Source organism: Bradyrhizobium sp. Leo170, assembly GCF_004296405.1.
GTDB lineage: Bacteria > Pseudomonadota > Alphaproteobacteria > Rhizobiales > Xanthobacteraceae > Bradyrhizobium.
Window position 1 is genome coordinate 1 of record NZ_PSRR01000046.1, and the last position, 26,552, is coordinate 26,552.

23 protein-coding genes and 2 pseudogenes are annotated in these 26,552 nt (G+C 61.2%); 11 read left to right on the forward strand and 14 right to left on the reverse strand.

The window, feature by feature from the left end; genetic code table 11:
- The 4 genes from CWO89_RS11025 to rfbF form a co-directional block, all read right to left on the reverse strand.
- A partial coding sequence (locus CWO89_RS11025; protein WP_502702904.1) for a class I SAM-dependent methyltransferase occupies positions 1-228 on the reverse strand: 228 nt, incomplete at its 3' end.
- Positions 225-776 carry a dTDP-4-dehydrorhamnose 3,5-epimerase family protein gene (locus tag CWO89_RS11030; RefSeq protein ID WP_130578649.1) on the reverse strand — a complete coding sequence of 184 codons (552 nt, stop codon included), beginning with the start codon at positions 774-776 and terminating at the stop codon, positions 225-227. The genes CWO89_RS11030 and CWO89_RS11025, both read right to left, overlap by 4 nt.
- Positions 773-1,855, reverse strand: a complete 1,083-nt coding sequence (gene rfbG / locus CWO89_RS11035) for a CDP-glucose 4,6-dehydratase (protein ID WP_130578650.1) — start codon at positions 1,853-1,855, stop codon at positions 773-775. The genes CWO89_RS11030 and rfbG overlap by 4 nt, the downstream gene beginning before the upstream one ends.
- Positions 1,856-1,857: 2 nt before the next feature.
- Positions 1,858-2,625, reverse strand: a complete 768-nt coding sequence (rfbF, locus tag CWO89_RS11040) for a glucose-1-phosphate cytidylyltransferase (RefSeq protein ID WP_130578651.1) — start codon at positions 2,623-2,625, stop codon at positions 1,858-1,860.
- A 1,099-nt stretch (positions 2,626-3,724) separates the two neighbouring features.
- On the opposite strand from rfbF, the gene CWO89_RS11045 reads away from it, so the two are divergent.
- The 4 genes and pseudogenes from CWO89_RS11045 to CWO89_RS11060 all read left to right on the forward strand — a co-directional run bounded on the left by CWO89_RS11045 (position 3,725) and on the right by CWO89_RS11060 (position 8,199).
- On the forward strand, positions 3,725-6,094 hold the full coding sequence (locus tag CWO89_RS11045; protein ID WP_130578652.1) for a hypothetical protein: 2,370 nt from the start codon (positions 3,725-3,727) through the stop codon (positions 6,092-6,094).
- A 126-nt stretch (positions 6,095-6,220) separates the two neighbouring features.
- The gene (locus CWO89_RS11050; protein ID WP_130578653.1) at positions 6,221-7,006 is read left to right on the forward strand and encodes a class I SAM-dependent methyltransferase; all 786 of its coding nucleotides are present in this window, start codon (positions 6,221-6,223) and stop codon (positions 7,004-7,006) included.
- A 162-nt stretch (positions 7,007-7,168) separates the two neighbouring features.
- Positions 7,169-7,336: pseudogene (locus tag CWO89_RS11055) on the forward strand (UDP-glucuronate 5-epimerase); the annotation flags it as partial.
- Between the two features lie 200 nt (positions 7,337-7,536).
- Positions 7,537-8,199, forward strand: coding sequence for an acyltransferase (locus CWO89_RS11060; RefSeq protein ID WP_130578654.1), 663 nt, complete (start codon positions 7,537-7,539; stop codon positions 8,197-8,199).
- Here the strand turns inward: CWO89_RS11060 and CWO89_RS11065 are convergent.
- Together CWO89_RS11065 and CWO89_RS11070 are read right to left on the reverse strand one after the other, a co-directional pair.
- The gene (locus CWO89_RS11065) at positions 8,196-8,744 is read right to left on the reverse strand and encodes a D-glycero-alpha-D-manno-heptose-1,7-bisphosphate 7-phosphatase (protein WP_130578655.1); all 549 of its coding nucleotides are present in this window, start codon (positions 8,742-8,744) and stop codon (positions 8,196-8,198) included. The genes CWO89_RS11060 and CWO89_RS11065 overlap by 4 nt on opposite strands.
- Before the next feature lie 92 nt (positions 8,745-8,836).
- Entirely contained in the window at positions 8,837-10,063 is a 1,227-nt protein-coding gene (locus CWO89_RS11070; protein WP_130578656.1) for a phenylacetate--CoA ligase family protein, read from the reverse strand.
- Positions 10,064-10,165: 102 nt separating this feature from the next.
- Between CWO89_RS11070 and CWO89_RS11075 the strand changes: the two genes are divergently transcribed.
- Positions 10,166-11,314 carry an AGE family epimerase/isomerase gene (locus CWO89_RS11075; RefSeq protein ID WP_463699035.1) on the forward strand — a complete coding sequence of 383 codons (1,149 nt, stop codon included), beginning with the start codon at positions 10,166-10,168 and terminating at the stop codon, positions 11,312-11,314.
- Positions 11,315-11,328: 14 nt separating this feature from the next.
- Here the strand turns inward: CWO89_RS11075 and CWO89_RS11080 are convergent, their stop codons facing one another.
- The 6 genes from CWO89_RS11080 to CWO89_RS11105 all read right to left on the reverse strand — a co-directional run bounded on the left by CWO89_RS11080 (position 11,329) and on the right by CWO89_RS11105 (position 18,573).
- Positions 11,329-12,168: an ABC transporter ATP-binding protein gene (locus CWO89_RS11080; RefSeq protein WP_165421098.1), complete on the reverse strand. Its 840-nt coding sequence runs from the start codon at positions 12,166-12,168 to the stop codon at positions 11,329-11,331.
- Between the two features lie 130 nt (positions 12,169-12,298).
- On the reverse strand, positions 12,299-13,582 hold the full coding sequence (locus tag CWO89_RS11085; protein ID WP_130578659.1) for an ABC transporter substrate-binding protein: 1,284 nt from the start codon (positions 13,580-13,582) through the stop codon (positions 12,299-12,301).
- Positions 13,583-13,633: 51 nt separating this feature from the next.
- Positions 13,634-14,707 (reverse strand): branched-chain amino acid ABC transporter permease, encoded by a 1,074-nt coding sequence (locus tag CWO89_RS11090; RefSeq protein WP_130578660.1) that lies wholly within the window; start codon positions 14,705-14,707, stop codon positions 13,634-13,636.
- A gap of 2 nt (positions 14,708-14,709) precedes the next feature.
- Positions 14,710-15,603, reverse strand: a complete 894-nt coding sequence (locus tag CWO89_RS11095) for a branched-chain amino acid ABC transporter permease (RefSeq protein ID WP_130578661.1) — start codon at positions 15,601-15,603, stop codon at positions 14,710-14,712.
- A 223-nt stretch (positions 15,604-15,826) separates the two neighbouring features.
- Positions 15,827-17,755 carry a long-chain fatty acid--CoA ligase gene (locus CWO89_RS11100; RefSeq protein WP_130578662.1) on the reverse strand — a complete coding sequence of 643 codons (1,929 nt, stop codon included), beginning with the start codon at positions 17,753-17,755 and terminating at the stop codon, positions 15,827-15,829.
- A complete protein-coding gene (locus CWO89_RS11105) occupies positions 17,752-18,573 on the reverse strand; it encodes an ABC transporter ATP-binding protein (protein WP_130578663.1) in 822 nt (273 codons plus the stop codon). The genes CWO89_RS11100 and CWO89_RS11105 overlap by 4 nt, the downstream gene beginning before the upstream one ends.
- 332 nt (positions 18,574-18,905) lie before the next feature.
- Here CWO89_RS11105 and CWO89_RS11110 point away from each other — a divergent pair, with 332 nt between their 5' ends.
- From CWO89_RS11110 to CWO89_RS11120, 3 genes and pseudogenes are all read left to right on the forward strand, one after another.
- The gene (locus CWO89_RS11110; RefSeq protein WP_130578664.1) at positions 18,906-19,580 is read left to right on the forward strand and encodes a Crp/Fnr family transcriptional regulator; all 675 of its coding nucleotides are present in this window, start codon (positions 18,906-18,908) and stop codon (positions 19,578-19,580) included.
- 149 nt (positions 19,581-19,729) lie between these two features.
- Positions 19,730-20,815 (forward strand): GDP-mannose 4,6-dehydratase, encoded by a 1,086-nt coding sequence (gmd, locus tag CWO89_RS11115; protein WP_130578665.1) that lies wholly within the window; start codon positions 19,730-19,732, stop codon positions 20,813-20,815.
- A pseudogene (locus tag CWO89_RS11120) lies at positions 20,796-21,751 on the forward strand (GDP-L-fucose synthase family protein). Before gmd ends, CWO89_RS11120 begins: the two are co-directional and overlap by 20 nt.
- A 159-nt stretch (positions 21,752-21,910) precedes the next feature.
- Here the strand turns inward: CWO89_RS11120 and CWO89_RS11125 are convergent.
- A complete protein-coding gene (locus CWO89_RS11125; protein ID WP_130578666.1) occupies positions 21,911-22,753 on the reverse strand; it encodes a uroporphyrinogen-III synthase in 843 nt (280 codons plus the stop codon).
- A 154-nt stretch (positions 22,754-22,907) separates the two neighbouring features.
- On the opposite strand from CWO89_RS11125, the gene purU reads away from it, so the two are divergent.
- Positions 22,908-23,771 carry a formyltetrahydrofolate deformylase gene (gene purU / locus CWO89_RS11130; protein ID WP_130578667.1) on the forward strand — a complete coding sequence of 288 codons (864 nt, stop codon included), beginning with the start codon at positions 22,908-22,910 and terminating at the stop codon, positions 23,769-23,771.
- Between the two features lie 22 nt (positions 23,772-23,793).
- Here the strand turns inward: purU and CWO89_RS11135 are convergent, their stop codons facing one another.
- Positions 23,794-24,072, reverse strand: coding sequence for a hypothetical protein (locus tag CWO89_RS11135; RefSeq protein ID WP_130578668.1), 279 nt, complete (start codon positions 24,070-24,072; stop codon positions 23,794-23,796).
- A 298-nt stretch (positions 24,073-24,370) separates the two neighbouring features.
- Here CWO89_RS11135 and CWO89_RS11140 point away from each other — a divergent pair, with 298 nt between their 5' ends.
- Complete coding sequence (locus CWO89_RS11140) at positions 24,371-25,543, forward strand: ABC transporter substrate-binding protein (RefSeq protein ID WP_130578669.1); 1,173 nt, start codon at positions 24,371-24,373, stop codon at positions 25,541-25,543.
- A gap of 133 nt (positions 25,544-25,676) precedes the next feature.
- Positions 25,677-26,546 carry a branched-chain amino acid ABC transporter permease gene (locus CWO89_RS11145; protein ID WP_130578670.1) on the forward strand — a complete coding sequence of 290 codons (870 nt, stop codon included), beginning with the start codon at positions 25,677-25,679 and terminating at the stop codon, positions 26,544-26,546.
- Positions 26,547-26,552: the final 6 nt, after the last annotated feature.

The window sequence follows — 26,552 nt, forward strand, 5'->3', positions numbered from 1 at the left end:
CTGCGAGGTCGAGGAGAAGTAGGCGTAGTCGCTGGAGAACAACTCGTCCGCTGCGGTATAATCCTCGGTCTGCACCAGCCAGCACGTGTCGCAGACGAGGATTTTCAGCGGGAAGGTTGTCTCCGGCGCGCGGAGCTGCGCTTCCGACAGATAGGCGTTCGAGGGTGGCGCGTGCCCGAGGTCGAGGAACACGTGTTGCAGTTGCGCGTGACAGTGACGGCACTTCATAGCTCTATGCCCTTAAAGCCCGCATCAAGATAGGGATGTGAGGAGTCACGTGCGGACAAGTCTCTTGGCGGCAGGGGCCAGGCGACCCCGACCATCAGATCATCAAATCGAATGGCACCCTCGTCCGGCGACGAATAGAATGCCGTGTGCAGATACAATAGTTCGGAGTTTTCCTCCAGCACCTGGAAGCCATGCGCGCATCCTTCGGGGATCACGAAGGAGCAGCGGTTGTCCGGAGCAAGTTCGATTGCCGTCCATTTCAGGAAGGTGGGCGAGTCCTTGCGAAGGTCGACCGCGACATCGAACACCCGACCTCGCAAGCAGCGCACGATCTTCATCTCCGCCATTGGCGGCTTCTGATAGTGCAGGCCACGGACCGCACCGACAGCGCGGGTGATCGACTGGTTGATCTGGACGATCTTGCGCGTGCCGATGATGGAGCTTTCCTCATTGGCGCAGAACAGACGCTGGAACGAACCGCGGTGATCCGAAAGTGCGCTGGTCTCGGCGATCCAGACCCCGGCGATATCGGTTTGGACCAGTTTCATGCCCCGCGGCCCCTCGTCCAGACAAGGCCGCGCGCGCTGGCCGCAGCAATATAGCGCTCGAGCTGGATCCGGCTCAGCGCTTCATTGCGCTCGAGCCAAGCCCGATACCACTCGGCAGTTGCCGCGACACCCTCCTGGAAGTTCCAGACCGGCCGCCAACCCAGTTCGCTCTGCGCCTTGCTGGTTTCAAGCTGCAGCAGTCTGGCTTCATGCGGCTGCTCCTGATCTGTGCGGTGCCAGTCAACGGCCGGCCAGGCGTCTTGCATCTGCTCGAGAACATTCTTGACCGTTCGATTGCCGTCGCGGTCCGGTCCGAAATTCCAGGCCCCGAGGCACGACTGATCACCCTTGAGCAGACGCTCGCCAAGCAGAAGATAGCCGGACAGGCATTCCAGCACGTGCTGCCAGGGCCGCGTGGCGTTGGGCGAGCGTATCTCGACCGATTGGCCGGCGCCGATCGACCGTACTACGTCAGGAATCAGCCTGTCTTCCGACCAGTCACCGCCGCCGATCACGTTGCCTGCACGCGCCGTTGCCAGCAACGGGCTGCCCGCTGTGTGGAAGAAGGAACGTCGGAAGCTCGCTGCCACCAACTCTGTACCGGCTTTCGAGGCGCTGTAGGGATCGTGACCGCCCAGCGGATCGATTTCGCGATAGCCCCAAACCCACTCCTTGTTCTCGTAGCACTTGTCCGTGGTCACCACGACCACCGCTTTGAGCCCGGACAGCTTGCGGCAGGCCTCGAGCACGTGGGCCGTACCCATCACGTTGGTAGCCCAGGTCTCAACCGGGCTGCAATAGGACCGGCGCACCAGCGGCTGCGCCGCCATGTGGAAGACCATATCGGGCCGTGTCTTCAGAATGGCGCCCTCCAGCGCCTCCTGGTCGCGGATATCGATGAAGTTCGAATTGATGTCGAGGCGCAGGATGTCCCAGTGGTTTGGGCTGGTTTCCGGCGGCAGCGAAATGCCGGTAACTCGCGCGCCCAGCGTCTCCAGCCAGAGCGTCAGCCAGCTTCCCTTGAAGCCGCTGTGACCCGTCACGAGGACGTGCAGGCCGCTATAGATGTCAGAAAACATCTCTACCAGCTTTTCCAGGGCGCGCGGCCCTTGGCCCACATATCCTCAAGCTGGTTCTTGTCGCGCAACGTGTCCATCGCGTGCCAGAAACCATCATGTTGGTAGGAGGTGAGTTGCCCCTTTGCCGCAAGCGTCTGCAGAGGCGCCTGCTCCCAGACCGTAGCGTCGCCCTCGATGTAGTCGATCACGGACGGTTCGAGCACGAAGAAGCCGCCATTGATCCAGGCGCCATCGCCGGCGGGTTTTTCCTGGAACTGTTCGACCTTGCCGTCGTCGATGCGAAGCGCGCCGTATCGTCCGGGTGGCTGGATCGCCGTGACGGTTGCTTGCCGTCCTGTCTTCTTATGCACCTTGATCAGCGCATCGATATCGATATCCGATACGCCGTCACCATAGGTGAAACAGAACGTCTCGTCGCGGAGATACGGCGCGACACGCCTCAGCCGTCCGCCAGTCATCGTCGCTTCGCCGGTGTCGACTAGCGTGACCTTCCACGGTTCGGCAAACTTCTCGTGGATCTCCATCTTGTTGTCGCGCATGTCGAACGTCACGTCCGACGTGTGCAGAAAATAGTTCGAAAAATACTCCTTGATCACGTAGCCCTTATAGCCGAGGCACACGATGAATTCGTTGATGCCGTAGTGCGAGTACATTTTCATGATGTGCCAGAGAATCGGCTTGCCGCCGATTTCGATCATGGGTTTGGGCTTCAGATGAGATTCCTCGCTGATGCGAGTTCCCAGGCCGCCCGCCAAAATAACAACTTTCATCCGCCGTCCTGTCCCCGTTCAGCTAGCCTTGTATAGACGTTCAGCCGATCTTTTGCGCTGAAAATATCCGCGTCGACCAGTTTACAATACCTGCTGTGCGCCCTCAATGCTTCGACGTTCTTAAGCTATTGTTATCTGGAGAAAATCTCTCGCCCCTAACCCCAAACCGATTGAGTATCCAATCGGCCGTAAAGATGCAATTTCGGATTGCTCGTCGTGATTGCGGTCAGGCCGCGCGCCCAAGGGGACTAGCTCCGCGCTGTCGGGCCAGCCGATCGGCACTGGGCTCGCGCAGGGAATCGATTTTGATCCTTCAAGATTCTGGCCGCATGGCGTGTGATATATCGATCCCGATCGAGGTGAGCACGTCATCCCAAGCCTGGAGTTGAGCTGCTTTCGTTAACACGCGCTCAACATACTGGCGGCCTAGTGTGTCAGCTCGGGCAGGAGCTTCCTCGCTGCCAATCAATTGATCCAACGCCCCTATCCACTGCGCGGTGTTGCGGCATGCGAGTTGGCTGCTGCCGACCGCCTCGAGCGTGCGTGCATAAGAAGGGGTTTTGGAGGCAATGACGGGTAAGCGTGCAACTCCCTGGCTTGGCCGGGTGAGAACGCTCAATATAGCGCGCCGCATCTTTGACCATGTCAAGGTCGTCCCATGGGAGCGGGCGAGTTGGTCAGACACCACTACTCAGGGAGATTTGGCGGTCATTCCGATTGATATGGACAACTGCATCACTGCCGGAAAGCCAGGCAACAAACTGGCTCTTCTTTGTCGCGCCGGCGCGCCGCGAAAGTCGAACAGCGGTTGTCGCTGAAAACCTTTCGAATACCACGCAATCCCACGCACTAGTTGTTTCGGATTGCTGCGCGGGACCGAGAGAATCGATCAAGTCCGTAGACGACCCCGAGTTCGCAACTCGCCCCAACCGGGGCCAAACTCAGAACAGACTCTCCCCTTATAAACGAGGGCAAACAGGGGAGCAGGTCACTTTAGTTAGATGCCACGGACTGCTTGTGCAGCGCGGGTTGCACCAGTTTTGCGCGAATGATACGAGGCTTTCTCGCGGAATGGTCATGATACGTGGGGGAGCTTATATTGGTTGATATCGGGATTTGCCGCAGGTACCCGCTTCTTTTTTGGATCGGCGCGCTGATCATCTTTCTGCAGGCATACCGAGTGCCGGTTATACCGATGCTCCCGGGGCTGGACGAGTCATTTCCTTACATCTTGAACCTCGGGGCTTCCACCGGGGCGCGGTTTGGAACCGATATCATCTATACCTACGGACCGCTCGGATTTCTCCTCGCAATCGAAGACGTCGGCAGCAATTTCACGGTGGGGTACGTCTTCTGGACCATCGTGTATTCAGCTTTTGCGGCGGCAATGAGCTACTTCGTCGTCAGCCGTACACAGGCCTGGAGCGCGATCCTGGGACTTGCCCTCGGCGCAGTTGTATCCGGCTACATCGATATCGAAAGACTGCCGTCGTGCTTCGTCATGCTGCTGTTATTTCTGGGGTATGAAGAACCTCGGTTTAGGACCCCGATCATCGCATGCTGCGGACTGATAGCTGCTGTCGGGCTCTTGATGAAGGTGACGATTGGCGTCAGCTGCCTCGGTGCCATAATCGCAAGCACGCTGGTACCGTTCACCTCAATTCGCCAGATCTCTCGACGCGCCGCTGTCGCAATCATATCAACCGCGGTGAGTTTCTGTGTCGCCTGGATTATCCTCAGTGGATCCGTCGAAGGAATTTCCTCATATTTCTACAACTCACTGCAATTGTCCGCCGGATATACCGCGTCAATGAGCGCCTCTCGAGCAAACGAGAGACTAAGCTTAAGCCTGTTCTTGTCGGCTATGGCGCTGCTCGCGATCTTCGCTGGACTGCTGCCCCGCTGGCGCAACTTGCATGCGCTGGCAACCATAATTCCATTGGTCGCCATCGCCTGGAAACATGGCGTCGTTCGATACGACGCTCACGTTTTCGCGCTCGTTATCATCCTGGCGTTCTCGACGTTCTGCGTCTCGATCTTGCATCTGAGCAAATCGCCAGCCTCGGCGAGTAACACAATAAATGGTTGGTTCACCCTTGCCTTCTACCGACCTACGATCGGCATCCTCGGGGCGACTGCCATCACACTCCTGGCCGCAACAGCACTTGACAATGCTAATCTCAAGTTCACGCCTAGAATTGCTGGCGGGCTGGAGCCGTTGGCTCACCTCCGTCACTATTCGCAGTATCGATTGTACCTCCGGCAGGTCTCAGACTCACAATTGGCGGGTTCTCGGCTCGAGGCCGATACTCTGAATCGCATCGGCAAAAAGACGGTCGACGCATATTCCTATGAACTCAGCCTTGTGGCTGCCAATCCCCAACTGAACTGGCGCCTCAAGCCGGTTTTTCAGCATTTCAATGCCTTTACGGAACATCTCGATAGCCTCAACGCCGATTTTTTGCGGGGTCCAAACGCGCCAAGCTTTCTGATCATGCATCATCCGAGAGACTCGATCGCCGGAGTCGACGACCGTCACCAACTTTTCGATGATCCGATCGCGTTCCTGCAGGTGATGCGACACTATCGAACAGTGTTCGTGGAGAATGACCCTTCAAAACTTCAGGTTGGCTTGCTGGAACGCCTCTCGGACGCGGAGCGAGGTTTTAGCGAGCCGACGCCTTTCAAGTCGGAACTGGCGCGCTGGAACAAAACGATTTATTTGCCTCCGACGCCGACCTCGGCAATTCTGCGGGTCAAGGTTGATCTCACCAAATCTCTTTCCTCGAAACTCAAAGAGGCACTCTTCCGCCTCAGCCCGATACACCTCGTCTACATCCTTTCGGACGGCACCGAGCAAAGATATCGGCTGATGCCGCCGCACCTGATGACCGGCGTCTGGATAGCTCCGCTCTTTGAGAATTATTCCACGCTCTATAAATTCCTCGGTGGCCTCGATTGGGAAGGACCGAAGGTCGTTGCGATCCGCTTCGAGAGCGAGAACCTTAGCGACTACAACGAGCCCTTCTCCGTGTCCTGGGAGAAGATAGACTGCGACGAGGGTACTCCGTGCCAACCGGCGTCTTCGCGATTTGTTTCGACTTTCGCTGATGGGCGGAAAGGTGTCCCATCCCTCATTCGGACCACGATCACCGCGGAAATTCCCACTCCGGCTCACACCATCCGAGCAATTGACGTTCGTCTATCCACCTACGGACAAATCAACAAGGGGCTCTTGACCCTTTCAGTGCTCGACGACAACGGGAACGTTCTGGGCAAGTCACGGTTGAACGCCGCACTTGTGCGCGACAACAACTATGCCATGTTCACCTTCGAACCGATCATTCAAATCAGCGGCGGAAAGACCTTGCTGCAATTGTCCTATGAACCGGTCGGCCAGGGACTGATAGCCGCCTGGAAGAGTTCTGAGACCGCCCAGGACCTCGATTTTCGAGCTTATGGCGATTAAGTGCTTGTGCCGAAAACGATAGGTCCAACCGCATCGATAGGCGGCGCCAAGCCGGTCCGAAGGGCGACTTGCTTACAATCAGGTTAGGCTGCTAGACATCATGGTCTGGGTAACGAGGGGATCCTAATGTCGCTAAGAGAGCCAATAACGCGCCATTTTGGCTATGACATTCCAATCCGCCTGATGAACCTTACCGGAGGGGGCCCTGACACGTTTGAGCCGATGTGCGAATTCCATATGGCCGCTCTCAAAGAGCACACCCCGATCGATCCAGATCATGCTGTTCTAGAGATCGGTTGCGGCATCGGACGGGACGCGATCCCGCTTACAAATGTCCTCAGCGCGAAGGGCAGCTATATCGGCGTTGATATCGTTAAGGACTCGATCCGATGGTGCAGCGACAATATCACTGTAAGGCATCCAAACTTCAAATTTGTCCATTTCGATATTGGCGACCAGCTTCATAATCCTGGCGGCACGATGAGAACGACCGACGTGAGGCTTCCACCGCCAGATGCCTCCATCGATCGAATTATCCTATGGTCGGTCTTTACGCACATGAGGAAGGTGGATATCGCGCACTATCTTCGCGAATTTGCCCGCGTGTTGAAGCCCACCGGCACCGCCTTTGCGACGTGGTTTATTGTGAACGACGAAATCCTCGCGAAGGCAAGAACAGTCAATCTCACGCCGTTCAATCTTCGTTTCGAGCACGTCCTAGAAGAAGGCTGTTTGATCAACGATCCAAGATCGCCAATGGGCGCCGTCGCCTATATAGACACCGAGATGCAAGCGCTTGTAGCTTCGTCCGGACTGGAGGTCGTTGGTGATGTTCTTCCTGGTCAATGGTCCGGATACTTCGATATTCCAAAGGGAGGGCAAGACGCGACTATTCTACGGCGCAAGCGCTAATCAAGACGCTACGCAGTCATATTGCTCATCGAAGCGGTGCCGACACCGTTTCCGGCACCGCTATTAGAAAACCTTTGTTCCACACTCGTGTGGGTGCTCATTCTCACGGTCCAATTGGAGCTACCCCCCAAAGAGATTCCAACCACGAGCCGGCTGAGAAAAGGCCGGACGGCAACGAAGGAAATGCTGCCGATGCAGCCGGGCGATGTGCCCGCGACCTACGCCGATATCGACGATCTCGCGCGCGACATCGGGTTCAAGCCTGCGACCACGATTGAGGATGGCATCGAACGATTCGTGAACTGGTATCGCGAATATCACAAGGTCTGAGCGAGGACTGCCCCCCGTTCACCTGTCCGGGAGCCGTCTTAATCAGAAGATCGGGATAGATGGCTCCGGGTTTAGCCGGTTTTCTGCACTTCCGCCTTGATCCGCAAAGGATTTTCTTAATATAGGATGGAGCGGTCAAGGGGCGCATCAGCAGCGACTATGGGGTGCTGTGAAGGCGCCAGGGAGGAGAAGCATCCTGCATGAGGACGCCGGAATCAGATGATCCACAACCCTTTATCCATCCGAGCGCCGTGGTCGAGGAGGGGGCGAAGGTCGGCAAGTTCACCAGGGTCTGGTATTTCTCCCACGTCGCGCCAGGTGCGGTGATCGGCGAGAACTGCAGCCTCGGCCAGAACACCTATGTCGAGCGCAATGCCATCGTCGGCAATGCGTGCCGGCTTGGCAATTCGGTCTCTATCTTCTCGCATGTCGAGCTCGAGGATTTCGTGTTCTGTGCGCCGTACATGGTGTTTACCCACATCTCCTTTCCCCGTGCCGCGGTCAACCGCCATGCTGTCTTCAAGAAGACGCTGGTGAAAACTGGCACCACGCTTGGCGCAAACTCCACCGTGGTTCCCGATATTACCTGTGGCGTCGGCACTTTCCTCGCTGCAGGCGCAACGCTGACCAAGAGCTCGAAGGATTGGTCAATGATGGTGGGAACGCCTGCGCGGCAGGTCGGCTGGGTGAGTGCGTTTGGCGAGAAGATCGATCTGCCGCTAAGCGGTCAGGGCGAATGGCGCTGCAAGCATACCGATGACCTCTATGTTCTGAACGGCTCGGAACTGGTACGACACCCTGGCCCTAAGGACATCCTCAAATATGAGCCGGGCCAACGCCTGATCCGCATGGAGGTCCGCTAGGCGTCTCGTCCGTCATCTTGATCAGCTTTGGTCTTTTTCGATTGCAGGAGCGGTTTCACGAACCGCTCCAAATTCTGACCTGAAAACAAGTATCCTTTCAACCCGGCGGCGCGCGCCGCCTCTAGATCGGTAGGCTTGTCCCCGACAAGAATGCTCCCGTCGATGTCAATCGGGAAGCGCTTCAATAGATCGGTTATCATGCCCGGTGCAGGCTTGCGTCGGTCACTGATCTGACGATAGCGTTCTATCGTGGCTTCAGGATGATATGGGCAATATTCGAACGCATCTATACGGGCTCCGATCTTCGCCAACTCGGCTGCCATCCACTCATGTAACGCGTTCACTTGAGTTTCGTCGTATAGCCCTCTGGCGACGCCCGACTGGTTGGTGATCACAAAGGCGAAGTATCCCGCATCATTGACGGCTTTTACTGCCTCGCGCGCGCCCTCTATCCATTTCAACTTGCCGATCTCGAATACATAGCCGGTATCTTCGTTCAGCACTCCGTCACGATCGAAAAAGACTGCTGGTCTTCTTGCGGCCATCCAATTCTGCCTATCGATGCTCAGTGCCTAACGCCAATTAGAGTTTTTTTGCCGATAACTTGTCGCAAGTCCATATTTCCTCGAAGTCTCTATCAACTCCTTTCGTCCGATATCACTTTGCCGTCGTTCGGCAGCGCGCCGGCGCCGACCAGTTCGACATTGCCGCCAAGCTTGGTCACCGTCCGCAAGGTCGCTGCGAGCTCGCTCTGAAAGGCTGTGCTCGCCGCGGCTGTTTCTGCCTTCAGCGTCATCACGTCGGTCTCGCCGGAACGTGTCACGACCAGGCGCAGCCGCCCGAGCTCCGGATGGCGTTTGCCGATCTCGGCGATCTGTTCGGGGCGCACGAACATGCCTTTGACCTTTGTCGTCTGATCGGCGCGCCCCATCCAGCCCTTGATGCGCATATTGGTACGCCCGCACGGGCTTGCCCCGGGCAGGGCCGCGGTAAGGTCGCCAAGTGCGAGGCGGATCCAGGGGTGGTGCAGGTCGAGGGAGGTGACCACCATCTCGCCGACGTCACCCTCCGCCACGGGGGCGCCGGTGCCGGGCCTGACGATCTCGAGGATCAGGTCCTCGTTGACCACCATGCCGTCGCGGGCCTCGGTCTCGAACGCGACCATGCCCAGATCGGCGGTGCCGAATGCCTGATAGGCCTCGATGCCGCGCAACTTGATCTCCTCCTGCAGCGATTTCGGAAAAGCCGCCCCCGACACCAGCGCGCGCTTGATCGAGGAAACATCGCGCCTGGCGCTCTCGGCTGCATCGAGCAGGATCTTCAGGAAATCGGGCGTGCCACTGTAGCCGATCGGCCGGTAGGCCTCGATCAGCTCGAATTGCTGCTCGGTATTCCCGGGGCCCGCCGGGATCACGGCGCAGCCGAGCGCGCGGGCGGAGGTATCGAAGATGAAGCCACCGGGGGTAAGGTGGTAGCTGAAGGTGTTGAGCACCACGTCGCCCGGACGAAAGCCTGCCGCGAACAGCGCCCGCGCCCCGCGCCAGGCGTCGGCCTGGGCGGCCTCAGGCTCGAAGATCGGTCCCGGTGACGTGAACAGGCGCGCAAACGATCCTGGCGGCCCGGCAACGAGGCCGCCGAAGGGTGGGGCGGCCTTGTGCAGGGCCGGGAGTTCCGACTTGCGCAGCACCGGCAGGCGCGCCAGCGCGGCGCGGCTGGTGATGATGGCAGGATCGACGCCTTCGAGGCGCTCGGCATAGGCCGGAGCCGCCATGGCCCGCCGCAGGACCTCCGGCAGGCGGGCGAAGAGTTCCGCCTCGCGCTGGGCGGGATCGCGGGTTTCGCGGGCGTCATAGTGATCCGTCATGGGTCATCCTCACGGGTTCGCGCCAATTGCGCTCCGCCTTCGACGTGCTATCAGACGGCTTCCCGCCGAACTGGCGATGCTCCGGGAAATGCAATGGCAGATATGCAGACCGCCGCAGCGAGCGGCCCTTCCGATGCCGATGTCGTCGGCAGGTTGAAGCGTCGCGTCATCGATCACTGTCTGCCGTTGTGGTGCACAGAAGGCTGGGACGGTGTGGCAGGGGGCTTCGTCGACCGGCTCGATCCCGACGGCCGCGCCGATCGGCTCGCGCCGCGGCGCATATTCGTTCAGGCCCGGCAGATCTACTGCTACGCCAAAGCCGCGCAGATGGGCTGGTACGCGGAAGGCCGTGAGATCGCTCTGAAGGGGCTCGATCACCTGTTGACGAAGGCGAAGGCGCCGGACGGCCGGCCGGGCTTTGTCCACAGGTTGACGGCCGACGGCGGGGTGCTCGATGCGCGGCGCGACACATACGACCACGCCTTCGTGCTGCTCGCGCTCGCCACCGTTTACGGGCTTGATCGCGACGCGCAGGTGCGCTCGGAGATCGATGCGCTGCTCGCCTATCTCGATGGGCACCTGCGCTCGCCGAATGGCGGCTTTCTCGAGGGGACGCCGGCGTCCCTGCCGCGGCGGCAAAATCCGCAGATGCATCTGTTCGAGGCGATGATCGCCGTATTCGATGCAACGCATGATCTGGCGTTTCAGCAGCGCGCCGGCGAGTTCTTTGCGCTGTTTCTTGCCAATCTCTATGACAAGCAGACCCAGGTGCTCGGCGAATATTTTGAAGACGACTGGTCGAGGATTTCGCCCATCAGCGTCGAACCCGGGCACCTGGCCGAATGGGTCTGGCTGTTGAAGGGTTTTGAGCGCATCACGGGCTGCCCGACGGGACGCTATCGCGGTGAATTGCTGGCGTCGGCGCTGCGCTACCGCGACGAGGCGACCGGTTGCCTCACCGATGAGGGCAATGTTGAGGGCCGTATCCGGCGTCACTCTCGGCGCCTGTGGCCGCAGAGCGAGATCGCAAAGGCCTGGATTGCGCAAGCTGAAGCCGGCGAGGCGGGTGCCGCCGACGAGGCGCGCGCTGCCTTGGCGCGCCTTGAGCGGCATTATCTGAGCCACCCTGTTGCGGGCGGCTGGTACGATCAGTTCGACCGCGACGGCAAGTCGCTGGTCGACACCATCCCTGCGTCTTCGTTCTATCATGTTCTTTGCGCGGTTACGGAAGCGGAGCAGGTGCTGCAATAGGCACCCGGCTACACTCACAGCCACCGCTTCCGCCGCTTGAAGCTCTTGAGGTTCTTGAAACTCTTGCGCTGGTCGCCGGCGCCGCCGAGGTAGAATTCCTTGACGTCCTCGTTGTCGCGCAATTCGTCGGCGGTTCCGTCGAGCACCACCTTGCCCTGTTCCATGATGTAGCCGTGGCTCGCCACCGACAGCGCCGCCCGCGCATTCTGCTCGACCAGGAGGATGGTGACACCGAGGTCGCGGTTGATCTCCTTGATGATGGCGAACACTTCCTTGACCAGCAGCGGCGACAGTCCCATGGACGGCTCGTCCATCAGGATCATCTTCGGGCGCGCCATCAGCGCGCGGCCAATCGCCAGCATCTGCTGTTCGCCGCCGGAGAGATAGCCGGCCAGCCCCGTACGCTCCTTCAGGCGCGGGAAATAGTTGAAGACCATGTCGATGTCGGCATTGACCTCGCCGTCGCTGCGGGTGAAGGCGCCGAGCCGCAAATTCTCCAGCGACGTCATGTCGGCGATGATGCGGCGTCCCTCCATCACCTGAAAGATGCCGCGGCGGACGATCTTGTCGGGATCGATGCCGTTGATGCGCTCGCCGTCGAAGATGATCTCGCCGCGCGTCACCTCGCCGTCTTCGGTCTTGAGCAGCCCCGAGATCGCCTTCAGCGTGGTCGACTTGCCCGCACCGTTGGCCCCCAGCAGCGCTACGATCGAACCCTTGGGTACTTCGAGGCTCAGGCCTCGCAGCACCAGGATGACGTCGTCGTAGACCACCTCGATGTTGTTGACACTGAGGAGGGGCGGCGCGGGGACCGCGCTCGGTGCCGGGTGAGTTGCTTCGACGGTTTGGGTCATCTCGTAATGCCCTCGGATGTCATTGCCGGGCTTGACCCGGCAATCCATCGCTCGAAAAGCGTTGTTTCTTGATGGATGCGCGGGTCAGGCCCGCGCATGACAATTCGTGTGCGTGGGACGGACCGCTCCCTCACCACCCCAGCCATTCCGGCTTGCGCGGCAGCTCCACGGTCTTGACCTTCTCGAGCTTGATCGTGCCCTTGGCCATGAGGTCGTTGAGATCGCCGTCGGTCGAGCCCGTGACCTTGGAGCGGTAGAGATCGACCTTCGTGGTCGGGCGATGATCCTTTTCGGTCCAGGTCGAGGCGTTGCAGACGCCTTCCATGCCTGCCGGCACCCAGTCTTTCTTCTGATAAAAGCCCTTCGCGACGTTCTCACCGGTCGCACCGCCGTTCTTGTTGGCCCACTCGATCGCCTCCTTCATGTAGAGCGCGGAGCAGACGGCTGCGATATAGTGCACGGGACGGTAGATCTTGCCGGAAGGATCCGACATTTTGGAGATTTCCATCACCGTCTTCATGCCGGGCGCATCGCCGCCCCAGCCGACCGCGGTGCGCAGCGGGAAGATCACGCCGTCGGCGGCATCGCCGGCGGTCTTGGCCGCGTTCTCATCCATGCCCCAGACGTTGCCGAGGAACTGTACGTCGGCGCCTGCCGCTTTGCAGGCCTTCAGCACGGAGATGTTGGAGGCCGCCGTATTGCCGAGATAGGCGTAGTTAGCGCCGGAGCTCTTCAGGCTGAGGCATTGCGCCGAGTAGTCGCCGGGGGTGAGCGCGAACACCAGCGGCGGCAGCACCTCGAAGCCGAGCTCGGCGGCCATGGCTTCGCCGGCCGCCTTCGGCGCGTTCGGATAGGGATGATTGGCGCCCATATGGACGAATTTGGGCTTGCCCGGCTTGCCCTTGGCTTTCCAATCGTCCGCTGCCCACATCAGCATGGCGCGCAGCGAGTCAGAATAGCTCGGACCATAGAAGAAATTATAGGGCGCGGGCTTGGCCTTGCCGCTGGTGCCTTCCGGATCGGTCAACGCTGCCGCATAGGAGCCGGAGATATCCGGGATCTTGTCCTGGGCGAGGAAACCGGTCAGCGCTTCCGTATCGGCGGTGCCCCAGCCCATGATCGCCGCGACCTTGCTGTCGGGCGCCGACCATTTCTTGTAAAGCGCGATCGCGCGCGGCACCTGATAGCCGTAGTCGTTGGTATCGACATTGAGCTTCTTGCCGCCGATGCCGCCGTTCTTGTTGACCCAGGCAAAGGTGTCGGCGACGGCCTGGCCGTAGGGCGTGCCGACGTCCGAGGTGCCGCCGGAATAATCGGCGAGGTGGCCGATCGCGATCTGGGCCTGCGCGGCCACGGATACACCGCCGATCAGCAGCGCCAGCGAAGCCGTGCTCAAAAGAGATCTAATCGTCATGGTCTTTCCTCCTGTTATTCGTTGATGCGTTTGTAAGTCTTTGCCCCGACCTCAATGTGAGAACGGGTAGAGTTTCCAATATGCCTTGATCTGCCGCCAGCGATGCGCAAGCCCGTCCGGCTCGAACATCAGGAACGCGATGATGATGAGCCCGATCGCGATCTCGCGCAGAAACGTGATGTTGTTGTTGAGCTCCAGCGCCCTGTCGATCGCGCTTCCCTTCAATTGCAGGCTGAGCCACTCCATCGCCTCCGGCAGCAGCACCACGAAGGCTGTGCCCACCAGCGTGCCCATCACCGAGCCGGTGCCGCCGATGATGACCATGGCCAGGAACAGCACGGAGCGCTCGATGCCGAAACCTTCCTGCGAGACGACAAGCTGATAGTGCGCATAGAGCGCGCCGGCGATACCGGCGAAGAATGCGGCAATGCCGAACGACAGGGTTCGGTATTTGGTGAGGTTGATGCCCATGATCTCGGCGGAAAGATAATGGTCGCGGATCGCAATCAGCGCGCGGCCGTCGCGCGTGCGCATCAAATTGGTGACCAGAAGATAGCTGATGACCACGTAAGCCAGCACGACATAAAAATACTGGCGGTCGCCGCGCAGCGTGTAGCCGAAGATCGAAAATGGCTCGGCGCTCGCCGGCACCGAGCCGCCGGAGAACCATTCGGCGCGGGAGAAAAAATCGAGCAGGATATATTGTGCGGCGAGCGTCGCGATCGCGAGATAAAGCCCCTTGAGCCGCGCCGCCGGCACGCCGAAGATCAGGCCGACCAGCGCGGTGACGAGACCCGCAAGTGGAATGGCGAAGAACACCGGGATCGGCGCGTTGTTCGAGATATAGGCCGAAGTGAAGGCGCCAAGCAGGAAGAAGGCCGCGTGGCCGATCGAGATCTGCCCGGTGAAGCCGACCAGCACGTTGAGGCCGAGTGCCGCGATCGCGAAGATGCCGATCTGGATCGAGATGCTGAGCCAGTAGTTCGCGAAGACGTAAGGCGCGAGGCAGGCCAGCACGATGCCGGCGATCGCGAAATTGCGGCTGGTGATGGTCGGAAAGATCGTGGTGTCGGCCCCGTACGTCGTACGGAAGTCGCCGGAGGGAATCAGGGAACGCGTCGCCATGGTCAGACCCGCTCAATATCCTTGGTGCCGAAGAGGCCGTAGGGCTTGATCATCAGGATGATGATCAAGACGTAGAACGGCGCGATCTCGTAGAGATTACCCCAGTGCAGGTACTGGCTGTCGACATATTGCGCGACATTCTCGAGCAGCCCGATGATGATGCCGCCGAGCACGGCGCCGCCGACCGAATCGAGCCCGCCGAGGATCGCCGCCGGAAATACCTTGATGCCATAGGCGGAGAGACCGGAAGAGACGCCGTTGACGACGGCGACGACGACGCCCGCGACCGCCGACACGGTCGCCGAAATCGCCCAGGCCATCGCGAACACGCTTTTCACGGAAATGCCAAGCGACTGTGCGACCTGCTGGTTGAAGGCGGTGGCCCGCATCGCCAGGCCGTATTTGGAGGCGCGGAAGAACCAGGCCATGCCGATCATCATCGCGATCGAAACCACGAGACTCATCACGTAGACGGTCTGGATCTGGAGGCCGAACAGGTGGACCGATTGGCTCTGGAATACGCGGGGGAACGGCTGCGGGTTGACGCCGAACATCCATTTCAGCGCGGCCTGGAACACCGTGGAGAGCCCGATCGTCACCATGATGACGGAGATGATCGGTTCGCCGATCATTGGCCGCAGGATCACGATCTGAATTGCGATGCCGAAGATGAACATGAACGCCAGGGTGAGCGGCATGCCCAGCCAGAACGGCACCTGGTATTTGGCGAGCAGTGCCCAGCACACCCAGGCGCCGATGAGCAGCAGTTCGCCTTGCGCGAAATTCACGACCTGGGTCGCCTTGTAGATCAGCACGAACGACATCGCGACCACGCCGTAGAGCGTACCGACCACGAGGCCGTTGATGAGGAGCTGGAGCAGGAATTGGGTGTTCATGTTGATTTGCGACTAACGAAAGAGGGGAACGCCGCTGCACCCTCTCCCCTTGTGGGAGAGGGTGGCGTCGCGAAGCGACGTCGGGTGAGGGCTCGCCTCCGCATCGGGAGTGCGGGGAGGGAACCCCTCACCCTATGGAGGCCTTGTCTGCTGGCGGAGGGGCCCTCTCCCACAAGGGGAGAGGGCACCACAACTCGCATCGCGCCTTGCTGTTGCAGATAGCTCATTCCGCGGCCTCCGCAGTCGCCGCGCCCACCATGTCCACCACCTTCAGCGTGGTCCGCACGCGCTGGGTGGTGCCATCCTGGAAACGGATCACGGTATCGACCGGAATGTTGGCGTCGCCGCGATAAATCGCGTCGATGATCTCGGCGTATTTCTCGTTGATGACGCCGCGGCGCACTTTTCGGGTGCGGGTCAGTTCGCCGTCGTCGGCGTCGAGTTCCTTGTAGAGCAGCAGGAAGCGGGAGATGCGCTGGGCCGGTGGCAGCGAGGCGTTGACGGTCTCGACTTCCTTCCGCAACAGCGCATAGACCTCGGGACGCGAGGAGAGGTCGCTATAAGTCGTGAACGAGATTCGGCTCTTCTCGGCCCATTTCGAGATGATGGAGTAGCGGATGCAGATCATCGAGGCGAGCGCGTCGCGGCCGGCGCCGAGCACCACCGCTTCCGCGATATAGGGCGAGAACTTCAGCTTGTTCTCGATATACTGCGGCGAGAAGCGATCGCCACGCGAGGTCTCGGCAAGGTCCTTGATGCGGTCGATCACCACGAGCTGGTTGCTATCGTTGAAATAGCCGGCATCGCCGGAGCGCATCCAGCCATCCTGGATGTCTGCCACAGACGCCTCTGGGTTCTTGTAATACCCCAAGAACATGTTGGGGTGGCGCACCACGATCTCGCCGACGCCGTTGACATCAGGGTTGTCGACGCGGATCTCGATCGTCTCGGCCATCGCGATGCCCGTGGTATCGGGATCGACTTCGCCGGGCGGATGCAACGTATAGGCGCCGAGCAGCTCGGTCTGGCCATAGAGCGTACGCAGCGGCACGCCCATTGCCCGGAAGAATTTGAAGGTGTCGGGGCCGAGCGCGGCGCCGCCGGTGGCCGCCGATCGCAGTCGCGTGAACCCGAGCCGGTCGCGGAGTGCACGGAACAGAAGCTGGTCCGCGACCACCGAGCGCTTGCCTTGCTCGAGCGCCGCAAGCCCGGTTTTCATACCGAGCTCGTAGAGCCTTTGCTTCAACGGCGACGAGTCCATCACGTCGGCGCGCACGTCTGCCGCGATTGCCTCCCATACCCGCGGCGCGAACAGCACGAAGGTCGGCGCGATCTCGCGGAAATCGTGCATCATGGTGTCGGGCTCTTCGACGAAGTTGACCTTCATCCGGCAGAGCAGACCTTTGCCAAGCGCGTAGACCTGTTCCATGATCCAGGGCAGCGGCAGCACCGACACATATTCGTCGTCCGGTCCCTTCGGATCGAAGGAGAGATAGGTTGCGCAGTGCTTGAGCACGCGGCCGGCGGCGAGCATCGCGAGTTTCGGATTGGCTGTCGTGCCTGACGTCGTGCAGAGGATCGCGACGTCTTCGCCATCAGTGGCATCGACCAGCGTGTCGTAGAGGGCGGGCTCGCGCGCGGCGCGCGCGCGGCCGAGGCCGGCGAGCTTGCTTGCCTCCATCAGGCGCGGATCGTCATATTTCCGCATGCCGCGCGGATCGGAATAGACGATGTGCTTCAGGTGCGGCGCGCGGTCGGCCAGCCCCAGCAGCTTGTCGACCTGCTCCTCATCCTCGGCGAATACGAGCTTCGCCTCGCCATAGTTCAGGAGATAAGCCGCCTCCTCATCCAGCACGTCGCGATAAAGCCCAAGACTCATGCCGCCGATCGCGTGGCTGGCGATCTCGGCGGCGACCCAGTCCGGGCGATTGTCGCCGATGATGCCGATGACGTCACCGCTGCCGAGTCCCAGTTCGATCATGCCGAGCGCGAATTCCCGCACGCGGGCCTGATAGTCGTTCCAGGTGAATTCACGCCACAGACCAAGATCCTTCTCGCGCAGTGCGATCTCGCGGCCATGTTCCCTGGCATTCAGCCGCAGCATCTTGGGAAAGGTGTCGGCCTGTGCGGCGCGCCTGGCGTAATCCATCATGCCGCGCTCTCCCGCGGCAGCGGCACGTCGTCGGGATCGACCAGCGCCTCGTCCTCTTCGCCGAGATAGGCGCGCTTGACGTGGGGATCGGCGAGCACGGTCGCAGGATCGCCCTCGGCGATCTTGCGGCCGAAATCGAGCACCATGACGCGGTGGGAGATGTCCATCACCACCCCCATGTCGTGCTCGATCATCACGACGGTCATGCCGAACTCTTCGTTGAGATCGACGATGTAGCGCGTCATGTCCTCCTTCTCTTCGAAGTTCATGCCGGCCATCGGCTCGTCCAGCAGGATCAACTGCGGTTCGAGCGCCATCGCGCGGGCAAGTTCCACGCGCTTGCGCAGGCCGTAGGGAAGCGTGCCGGCGGTCGCCTTGCGCACCGACTGCAGGTCGAGGAAGTCGATGATCTCCTCGACCTTGCGGCGATGATCGAGCTCCTCGCGCCGCGCGCCGGTCAGCCAGTACAGCGCTCCGGTGATGAAATTATTCTTCAGCAGGTGATGGCGGCCGACCATGATGTTGTCGAGCACGCTCATGTGGTGGAACAGCGCGAGATTCTGGAAGGTGCGGCCGATGCCGAGCGAGGGCCGGGCGTTCGGATTGAGGCCCGTGATATCCTTGCCGCGATAGAAAAGCTGGCCTTCGGTCGGCTTGTAGCGGCCGGAAATGCAGTTGACGATCGAGGTCTTGCCGGCGCCGTTCGGGCCGATGATGGAGAACAATTCGCCGGGCTTGACGCCAAAGCTCACTTCGGTCAGCGCACGGACGCCACCAAAGCGCAGCGACACCCCGCGCACCTCCAACGTGTAATCCACCTATTCCCTCCAGATGCGGCGCTTCACGCGCTCTTTGTCTCTTGTTGCAAAGACAGCGATAATCTTACATCGGTCGTTCCGGCTAAGCCATCCGACTAATGGTGCCTCGTTCCGCTCGCGAACGCGACCGTTCATGCGCGGTAACGCCGCACCCGGCATCTTGCCCGTTCGCGCTTCCACGCGTGTCGTGCAGATGACGTTGCGCCGGTGGCCCTCCATAGGGCAAAGCGGTACGGTGAAATGTCTTGTGCCCGACAATTCGCCGGCAAATTTCGTTCGGCCGCGCGTTGTTGCGACGCAACATAACGAGACGGACGACAGTCAACGGGATCATGATTGCTGCCGATTACCTGAAGCGCATCGCGGCCTGGTCGCGTGAGCTGGATGACCGCGAGATCGAGGTCGCGCGCAGCGGCATCACCGAGAAATCCTATGGCGCCAATGAATTCATCTTCATGCGCGGCGACCGTTTCGATTACTGGACTGGCGTGGTCACGGGGCTGGCGCGGATGGGCATCGTCTCCCGCGGCGGCAAGGCCGCAAGCTTCGCCGGATTGACCGCCGGCGCCTGGTTTGGCGAGGGGTCGGTGCTGAAGAATGAAGCGCGGCGTTACGACGTGGTGGCGCTGCGCGACACGCGGCTGGCCATGATGGACCGCAAGACCTTCGTCTGGCTGTTCGAGAACAGCGTGGCGTTCAACCGTTTCCTGGTGGCGCAGCTCAACGAGCGGCTTGGCCAGTTCATTGCGCTCCTGGAATATGGCCGTACCCTGGATGCGACCGCGCGGCTGGCGCGTTCCATCGCCTCCCTGTTCAACCCAATTCTCTACCCCGAGTTGTCGCGCCATCTCGAGATCACGCAGGAGGAAATCGGGGCGCTTTCCGGCATCTCGCGGCAGAATGCGAACCAGTGCCTGAAGCGGCTGGAGAAGGAGGGCCTCCTGCGGCTGGAATATGGCGGCGTGACCATCGTCGACCTCGAACGTCTCCGCCACTACGGCGAATAGCCAACTGGCCGGCCCGGCGCCGTGTCTACCCGAAAGCTTGAGCGTAACGGCCTGATTTCAAATGGTTATGGCATTAGACTTCGCGGAGGACGGATGCTACAGACCGGGCCATTCGCAACCCGGCGCAGTTCCGTGCCCTCGGAGAGGATATGGCGGTTCAGGACTCCAAGCGACGTGTCGCGCTGATCACGGGCGCCACCGGTCAGGACGGCGCTTACCTCGCTGAATATCTGCTCGGCCTTGGCTACACCGTCCATGGCATCAAGCGTCGCTCGTCGTCGTTCAATACGGCGCGCGTCGATCATCTCTATCAGGATCCCCATGTCGGCAACGTGCCGTTCCTGCTGCATTATGGCGATATGACGGACTCGACCAACCTGATCCGGCTGATGCAGCAGATCAGGCCGACCGAGATCTATAACCTCGCCGCGCAAAGCCATGTCGGGGTCAGTTTCGAAAGCCCGGAATATACGGCGAATGCCGATGCCATCGGCGTGCTGCGCCTCTTGGAGGCGATCCGCATCCTCGGCATGGAGAAGGAGACGCGGTTCTATCAGGCCTCGACATCGGAGCTTTACGGCCTGGTTCAGGAAGTGCCGCAGCGGGAAACCACGCCATTCTATCCGCGTTCGCCGTATGGCGTGGCAAAGCTTTACGGCTACTGGATCACGGTGAACTACCGCGAGGCCTACGGCATGTATGCTTCGAACGGCATCTTGTTCAACCATGAGAGCCCGATTCGCGGCGAGACCTTCGTCACCCGCAAGATCACCCGCGGCGTCACCCGCATCGAGGTCGGACTCGAGGAGACGCTCTATCTCGGCAATCTCGAGGCCAAGCGCGACTGGGGTCATGCGCGGGATTATGTCGAGGGCATGCACAGTATCCTGCAGGCGGATGCGCCTGACGATTTCGTGCTGGCGACTGGCGAGACGCGCTCGGTGCGCGAATTCGTGGAACTCGCGTTTGCCGAAATCGGCCGCGGAATCGAGTGGCGCGGGAAGGGCGTTGACGAGATCGGGGTCGACACAAAATCCGGCAAGACCGTGGTCCGTATCGACCCGACCTATTTCCGGCCGACCGAGGTCGACCTCTTGATCGGCGACGCCAGCAAGGCGCGCGAGAAGCTCGGCTGGAAGCCGAAGACCAGCTTTGCCCAGCTCGTGAAGGAGATGGTGGCGAGCGACCTCGCCGAGGCCAGGCAGGAGGCCGCCAATGGCAAGCACGCCGTTTGAGCTGAAAGGCAAGACGGTCTTTGTCGCCGGCCATCGCGGCATGGTCGGCTCGTCGCTGGTGCGACGGCTTGCACAGGAGGATGTCGAGCTTCTGACGATGCCGCGCGGCGAGGTCGATCTGCGCGACCAGGCCGCGGTCAACCGGTGGTTTGCCGCCAGGCGGCCGCAGGTGGTGTTCCTGGCGGCGGCGAAAGTCGGTGGCATCGCCGCCAACGACCTGCTGCGCGCCGAGTTCCTCTACGACAATCTGCGATCGCGACCAACGTGATCCATGCGGCTCACGTCAACGGAACCGAGAAGCTGATGTTCTTCGGCTCCTCCTGCATCTATCCTCGCCTGGCGCCACAGCCGCTGCGCGAGGACTCGATGCTGACCGGGCCGCTGGAGCCGACCAATGAGCCCTACGCGATTGCCAAGATCGCGGGCATCAAGATGGCGGAAACCTATCGCAGCCAGTACGGCGCGGATTTCATCAGCGTGATGCCGACCAATCTTTATGGTCGCGGTGATAATTATCACCCCGAATACAGCCACGTCGTCGCGGCCTTGATCCGCCGTTTCCATGAGGCGAAAGCGTCCGGGACGAAGAATGTCGTGGTCTGGGGCACCGGCACGCCGCGGCGCGAATTCCTCTATGTCGACGATCTCGCCGACGCCTGCATCCACTTGATGAAGGTCTATTCCGACAGCGGCCTGGTCAATATCGGCACCGGCAAGGACATCACGATCGCGGAATTCGCCCGCGTCGTTGCGGCGGCGGTCGGCTATAACGGCGAGATCAGCTATGACACCTCGCGGCCGGACGGCACGCCGCGCAAATTGCTGGACGTCAGCCGGCTAGCCGCGCTTGGCTGGCAAGCGAAGACATCGCTGGAAGACGGCATCGGGCTCGCCTATCAGGCTTATCTCAGCGAGACCCAGCAGGCGGCGGAATAGTTCTCTGCGAACAAAATCGGCCAGTGGCGTTGCTATGCCACAACCTCTACCGTCATCGTCCGCGAAGGCGGACGATCCAGTATTCCAGAGGCGGCAGCGCTCAAGCCGAGAAGCTGCCGGATACTGGATGCCCCGCCTGCGCGGGGCATGACGAGTTGGTTATTTCGCCCCCATCCGTGGTGGCTGCTTCGCCAGTGCCACCGCCATCGCCGAGATCAGCGGCTTCATGAAGTAAGCGTCGTTCGGCGGCGCGATATCGGTGCGCAGGCCGTGCGAGGCGAGCTCGCCGGAGACCGCCGGCCCCACCGAGGCGATCGAGGTCCGGTCAAGGCCCTGACGCAGCCTGTCCTCATAGCCGCGCGCCCGCGCGGCTTCGAACAGCCGGCGCACCTGGCCCAGGTTGGTCAACGCGATCGCATCGATCCGGCCCTCCGCCATCTCGTCGATGGCGACGACGATGTTGGCGTCGGCCGCCTTGGGATCGTAGACATAGGGCAGCACGGTATCGACCTCCGCGCCCTGGGCCTCGATCGCGCCGATCAATGCGCCATGATCCTTGTCTGGATAGAGCTGGAGGCCGAGGCGATGGCCCTTCAGATCGATCCGGGACAGTATCTCGATGACGCCCTCCGAGGTCGGTTTCTCCGTCGTCACCTGCGGCTCGAGCCCGATTTCGCGCAACGCACGGCCGGGCTTTGGGCCACGGGCGAATTTGCGGGCCTTGGTCAGCGCTGCAATGAACTCCTGCTCGACGCCGACGCGGCGTACGACCTTCATCAAGCGCCGCAGGCCCTCGCCGGTCATCAGCACCAGATCGTCGAAGGGGTTTTCGATACAACGCTTGATCCAGGCCTCGATCGGCGCCGGATCCGGCGCATCGTGGATCGCGAACATCGGACATTGCAGCACGTCGGCGCCCTGTTCGGCGAGCAGGCGGGAGAATTGCGCCTCCTCGCGCGTCTCCAGGATCAGGATGCGGTAGCCGTTCAGCCGGTCAGCCATGATGTGCCTCTCGTAGAGTTTAATTTGGCCCCTGCCGCGGGATTGGCGCAAGGGCGACGGCGGTGGTAGAGCAGGGCCCGCAAATCAGCCGTTCCTGCGGCAGCCCAAGCCTTAGTCAATCAAGCCCTCATCGGCCAAGTCTCGATCCATCGCCATGTCCGACCCCCAATTTGTCCTGACTCTGTCCTGCCCCGACCGTCCCGGTATCGTCTCGGCGGTCTCGACCTTTCTCGCGCATAATGGTCAGAACATCCTGGACGCCCAGCAGTTCGACGATATCGAAACCAAGAAATTCTTCATGCGGGTGGTGTTCACCGCCGCCGACCTCGCGGTCGAATTGTCGGCGCTGCAGACCGGCTTTACCGCAATCGCCGAGCGTTTCGGCATGGTTTGGCAGATGCGCGACCGCGCAAGTCGCCGCCGTGTGATGCTGCTAGTCTCCAAATCCGATCACTGCCTGGTCGATATCCTCTATCGCTGGCGCACCGGCGAATTGCAGATGATCCCGACCGCGATCGTCTCCAACCATCCGCGCGAGACCTACAGCCATCTCGATTTCGGTGAAATCCCGTTCCACTACCTGCCTGTGACCAGGGAGACCAAACGCGAGCAGGAAGCCGCGCTCTGGAAGCTCGCCGAGGACACGAGCGCCGACCTCGTCGTGCTCGCACGCTACATGCAGATCCTGTCGGACGAACTGTCGGCCAAGCTCGCGGGCCGTTGCATGAATATCCACCATTCGTTCCTGCCGGGCTTCAAGGGCGCGCGCCCCTACCACCAGGCCCATGAGCGCGGCGTCAAATTGATCGGCGCCACTGCCCATTACGTCACCGGTGACCTCGACGAAGGGCCGATCATCGACCAGGACGTCGAGCGCATCAGCCACCGCGATACGCCCGACGACCTCGTCCGCAAGGGCCGGGATATCGAGCGCCGGGTGCTGGCCCGCGCGATCCGCTACCATCTCGAGGACCGCGTGATCCCCAACGGACGCAAGACGGTGGTGTTCGTCGACTGAGCGGAGTGGCGCTCGCCCGTCCTCAATGAGCGGTGTCCTGCGAGGTCGGTGCCGGCTTGTTATCGTCGCCGCGCTCGGCAGCCGGCATCATCCGCTTGCGTTCCCGCTCGCGCATGAATTCGTCATATTTGGCGGTGCCGGGCCGGGGTGGGGCGTCGGCGGGCAGCCCGCCCGCCCAGGCCGGAATGAGGTCCGCGGCGCCGGCAGACAGCTTCTCGTTGACGGTACCGCATCCTCCCAAGGCGCAGCCTGTCAGAGTCAGGGCTAAGAGGGTTGCGAGAGGGCGGGCGCTGGTTGGCATCGCAATGCAGGGTGTCGTGGGCTTGAAGATTTGGACCGAACTGCGCCAACCGTTGGCGCGGGTCAGCGGACCCTAGTTTCGAAATGGTAAGATAGCCTTATCAGGTCTTGTTGGAGGTATTATAGAACCTTAAGCTATCGGCAGCTCCTGGCGGTCATTGCGCCGGCACCATCCTTACGTTGGCTTGACAAACCGGTGCCGGACAACGCCTTTCGCCGCGCTACACCGCCGAACAATCTGGGCTATGGTGAGGCAAGGGCCGTTCGATCCGCAAGAACGATGAGGGGGAGAAGCGTTCATGTTCATTCGCCGTCAATTGTTGCTGGCTGCAGGCGCCATTGCCGCCGCAGCGGCAGTCGTGCCCGCCCAGGCGGAGGAAACGGTCAAGATCGGCCTGATCGTGCCGATGACCGGCGGACAGGCCTCGACCGGCAAGCAGATCGACAACGCGATCAAGCTCTATATGCAGCAGAAGGGGGACACGGTCGCTGGCAAGAAGATCGAGATCATCCTGAGGGACGACGCCGCGGTTCCCGACAACACCAAGCGGCTCGCCCAGGAGCTGATCGTCAACGAGAAAGTGAACATCATTGCCGGTTTCGGCGTCACCCCGGCCGCGCTCGCTGCGGCGCCCCTGGCGACGCAGGCGAAAGTTCCGGAAATCGTGATGGCGGCCGGCACCTCCATCATCACCGAGCGCTCGCCCTATATCGTCCGCACCAGCTTCACGCTGCCGCAGTCTTCCACCATCATCGGCGACTGGGCGGTCAAGAACGGCATCAAGAAGGTGGCGACCCTGACCTCGGATTACGCGCCCGGCAATGACGCGCTCGCTTCCTTCAAGGAGCATTTCGTGGCCGGCGGCGGCGAGATCGTCGAAGAGGTGAAGGTGCCGCTCGCCAATCCCGACTTCGCGCCATTCCTGCAACGGATGAAGGATTCCAAGCCGGACGCCATGTTCGTGTTCGTGCCGGCCGGGCAGGGCGGCAATTTCATGAAGCAATATGCCGAGCGCGGGCTGGACAAGAGCGGCATCACGGTGATCGGCCCAGGTGACGTCATGGACGACGATCTCCTCAACAACATGGGCGACGCCGCGCTCGGCGCGGTCACCGCGCATCTCTATTCCGCCGCGCATCCCTCGCAGACCAACAAGGAATTCGTGGCCGCCTACAAGAAGGCGTTCAACAACCGTCCCGGCTTCATGGCGGTGGGCGGCTATGATGGAATCCATCTGATCTATGAAGCCCTGAAGAAGACCGGCGGCGATGCTAGCGGCGACAAGCTGATTGCGGCGATGAAGGGGATGAAGTGGGAGAGCTCGCGCGGCCCGATCTCCATCGACCCCGAGACGCGCGACATCGTGCAGAACATCTACATCCGCAAAGTCGAGAAGGTTGACGGCGAACTCTACAACGTGGAATTCGCCACCTTCGAGGCGGTGAAGGACCCCGGCAAGACCAAGAAGTGACGCTCCCCGCTGTCATTCCGGGGCGCTGGCGAAGCCAGCGAACCCGGAATCCCGAGGTTACTGAGCAAGATTCCGGGTTCACGCTTCGCGTGCCCCGGAATGACGAGTTCCTGTTAGAGTTCTCCGACCTCCAATGACCAGTCTCTTCACCATCCTGTTCGACGGCGTCGCCTACGGCATGCTGCTGTTCGTGCTCGCCTGCGGGCTCGCGGTGACGCTCGGGCTGATGAACTTCGTCAACCTCGCGCACGGCGCCTTCGCGATGGCCGGCGGCTACATCTGCGCGGTGCTGGTGAACAATTCCGGCTGGCCGTTCCTTGTGGCGCTGCCGCTCGCCTTCGTCGCGAGTGCTGCGATTGGCGTGGTCCTGGAGCGAGCGCTGTACCGTCATCTCTATGCGCGCAGCCATCTCGACCAGGTGCTGTTTTCCATCGGCCTCGTTTTTATGTCGGTCGCGGCGGTCGACTACATCATGGGGTCGTCGCGGGTCTTCATCAAACTGCCCGCGGCCCTCGAGGGGCAGTTCGATTTGTTCGGGGTCGGCATCGGCCGCTACCGGCTGATGATCATCGTGATCTGCGGTTTCCTCACGGTCGCGCTGCAATTGATCCTGGCGCGCACGCGCTTCGGCAGCCGCCTGCGCGCAGCGGTCGATGATCCCCGCGCCGCGATCGGGCTCGGCATCAATGTGCCGCAGGTGTTCGCTTTCACCTTCGCCTTCGGTTGTGGGCTGGCCGGGCTCGGCGGCGCGTTGAGCGCGGAGATCCTCGGTCTCGATCCGTATTTCCCGCTCAAATTCATGATCTACTTTCTGATCGTGGTGACGGTGGGCGGCTCCTCCTCCATTACCGGGCCGTTCCTGGCCTCGCTCTTGCTCGGCATCGGCGATGTCGCCGGCAAGTATTATGTCCCGAAGATGGGCCCCTTCGTGATCTACACCATCATGATCGTGATCCTGATCTGGCGTCCGAACGGCCTGTTCGGCCGCACGGCCGCGCGTTGAGGGCGC

Coding starts and splice junctions, on each gene's coding strand:
- CWO89_RS11030 (WP_130578649.1), bottom strand. CDS start 776: ATGAAACTGGTCCAAACCGATATCGCCGGGGTCTGGATCGCCGAGACC.
- rfbG (WP_130578650.1), bottom strand. CDS start 1,855: ATGTTTTCTGACATCTATAGCGGCCTGCACGTCCTCGTGACGGGTCAC.
- rfbF (WP_130578651.1), bottom strand. CDS start 2,625: ATGAAAGTTGTTATTTTGGCGGGCGGCCTGGGAACTCGCATCAGCGAG.
- CWO89_RS11050 (WP_130578653.1), top strand. CDS start 6,221: ATGTCGCTAAGAGAGCCAATAACGCGCCATTTTGGCTATGACATTCCA.
- CWO89_RS11060 (WP_130578654.1), top strand. CDS start 7,537: ATGAGGACGCCGGAATCAGATGATCCACAACCCTTTATCCATCCGAGC.
- CWO89_RS11065 (WP_130578655.1), bottom strand. CDS start 8,744: ATGGCCGCAAGAAGACCAGCAGTCTTTTTCGATCGTGACGGAGTGCTG.
- CWO89_RS11070 (WP_130578656.1), bottom strand. CDS start 10,063: ATGACGGATCACTATGACGCCCGCGAAACCCGCGATCCCGCCCAGCGC.
- CWO89_RS11075 (WP_463699035.1), top strand. CDS start 10,166: ATGCAGACCGCCGCAGCGAGCGGCCCTTCCGATGCCGATGTCGTCGGC.
- CWO89_RS11080 (WP_165421098.1), bottom strand. CDS start 12,168: ATGACCCAAACCGTCGAAGCAACTCACCCGGCACCGAGCGCGGTCCCC.
- CWO89_RS11085 (WP_130578659.1), bottom strand. CDS start 13,582: ATGACGATTAGATCTCTTTTGAGCACGGCTTCGCTGGCGCTGCTGATC.
- CWO89_RS11090 (WP_130578660.1), bottom strand. CDS start 14,707: ATGGCGACGCGTTCCCTGATTCCCTCCGGCGACTTCCGTACGACGTAC.
- CWO89_RS11095 (WP_130578661.1), bottom strand. CDS start 15,603: ATGAACACCCAATTCCTGCTCCAGCTCCTCATCAACGGCCTCGTGGTC.
- CWO89_RS11100 (WP_130578662.1), bottom strand. CDS start 17,755: ATGATGGATTACGCCAGGCGCGCCGCACAGGCCGACACCTTTCCCAAG.
- CWO89_RS11110 (WP_130578664.1), top strand. CDS start 18,906: ATGATTGCTGCCGATTACCTGAAGCGCATCGCGGCCTGGTCGCGTGAG.
- gmd (WP_130578665.1), top strand. CDS start 19,730: ATGGCGGTTCAGGACTCCAAGCGACGTGTCGCGCTGATCACGGGCGCC.
- CWO89_RS11125 (WP_130578666.1), bottom strand. CDS start 22,753: ATGGCTGACCGGCTGAACGGCTACCGCATCCTGATCCTGGAGACGCGC.
- purU (WP_130578667.1), top strand. CDS start 22,908: ATGTCCGACCCCCAATTTGTCCTGACTCTGTCCTGCCCCGACCGTCCC.
- CWO89_RS11135 (WP_130578668.1), bottom strand. CDS start 24,072: ATGCCAACCAGCGCCCGCCCTCTCGCAACCCTCTTAGCCCTGACTCTG.
- CWO89_RS11140 (WP_130578669.1), top strand. CDS start 24,371: ATGTTCATTCGCCGTCAATTGTTGCTGGCTGCAGGCGCCATTGCCGCC.
- CWO89_RS11145 (WP_130578670.1), top strand. CDS start 25,677: ATGACCAGTCTCTTCACCATCCTGTTCGACGGCGTCGCCTACGGCATG.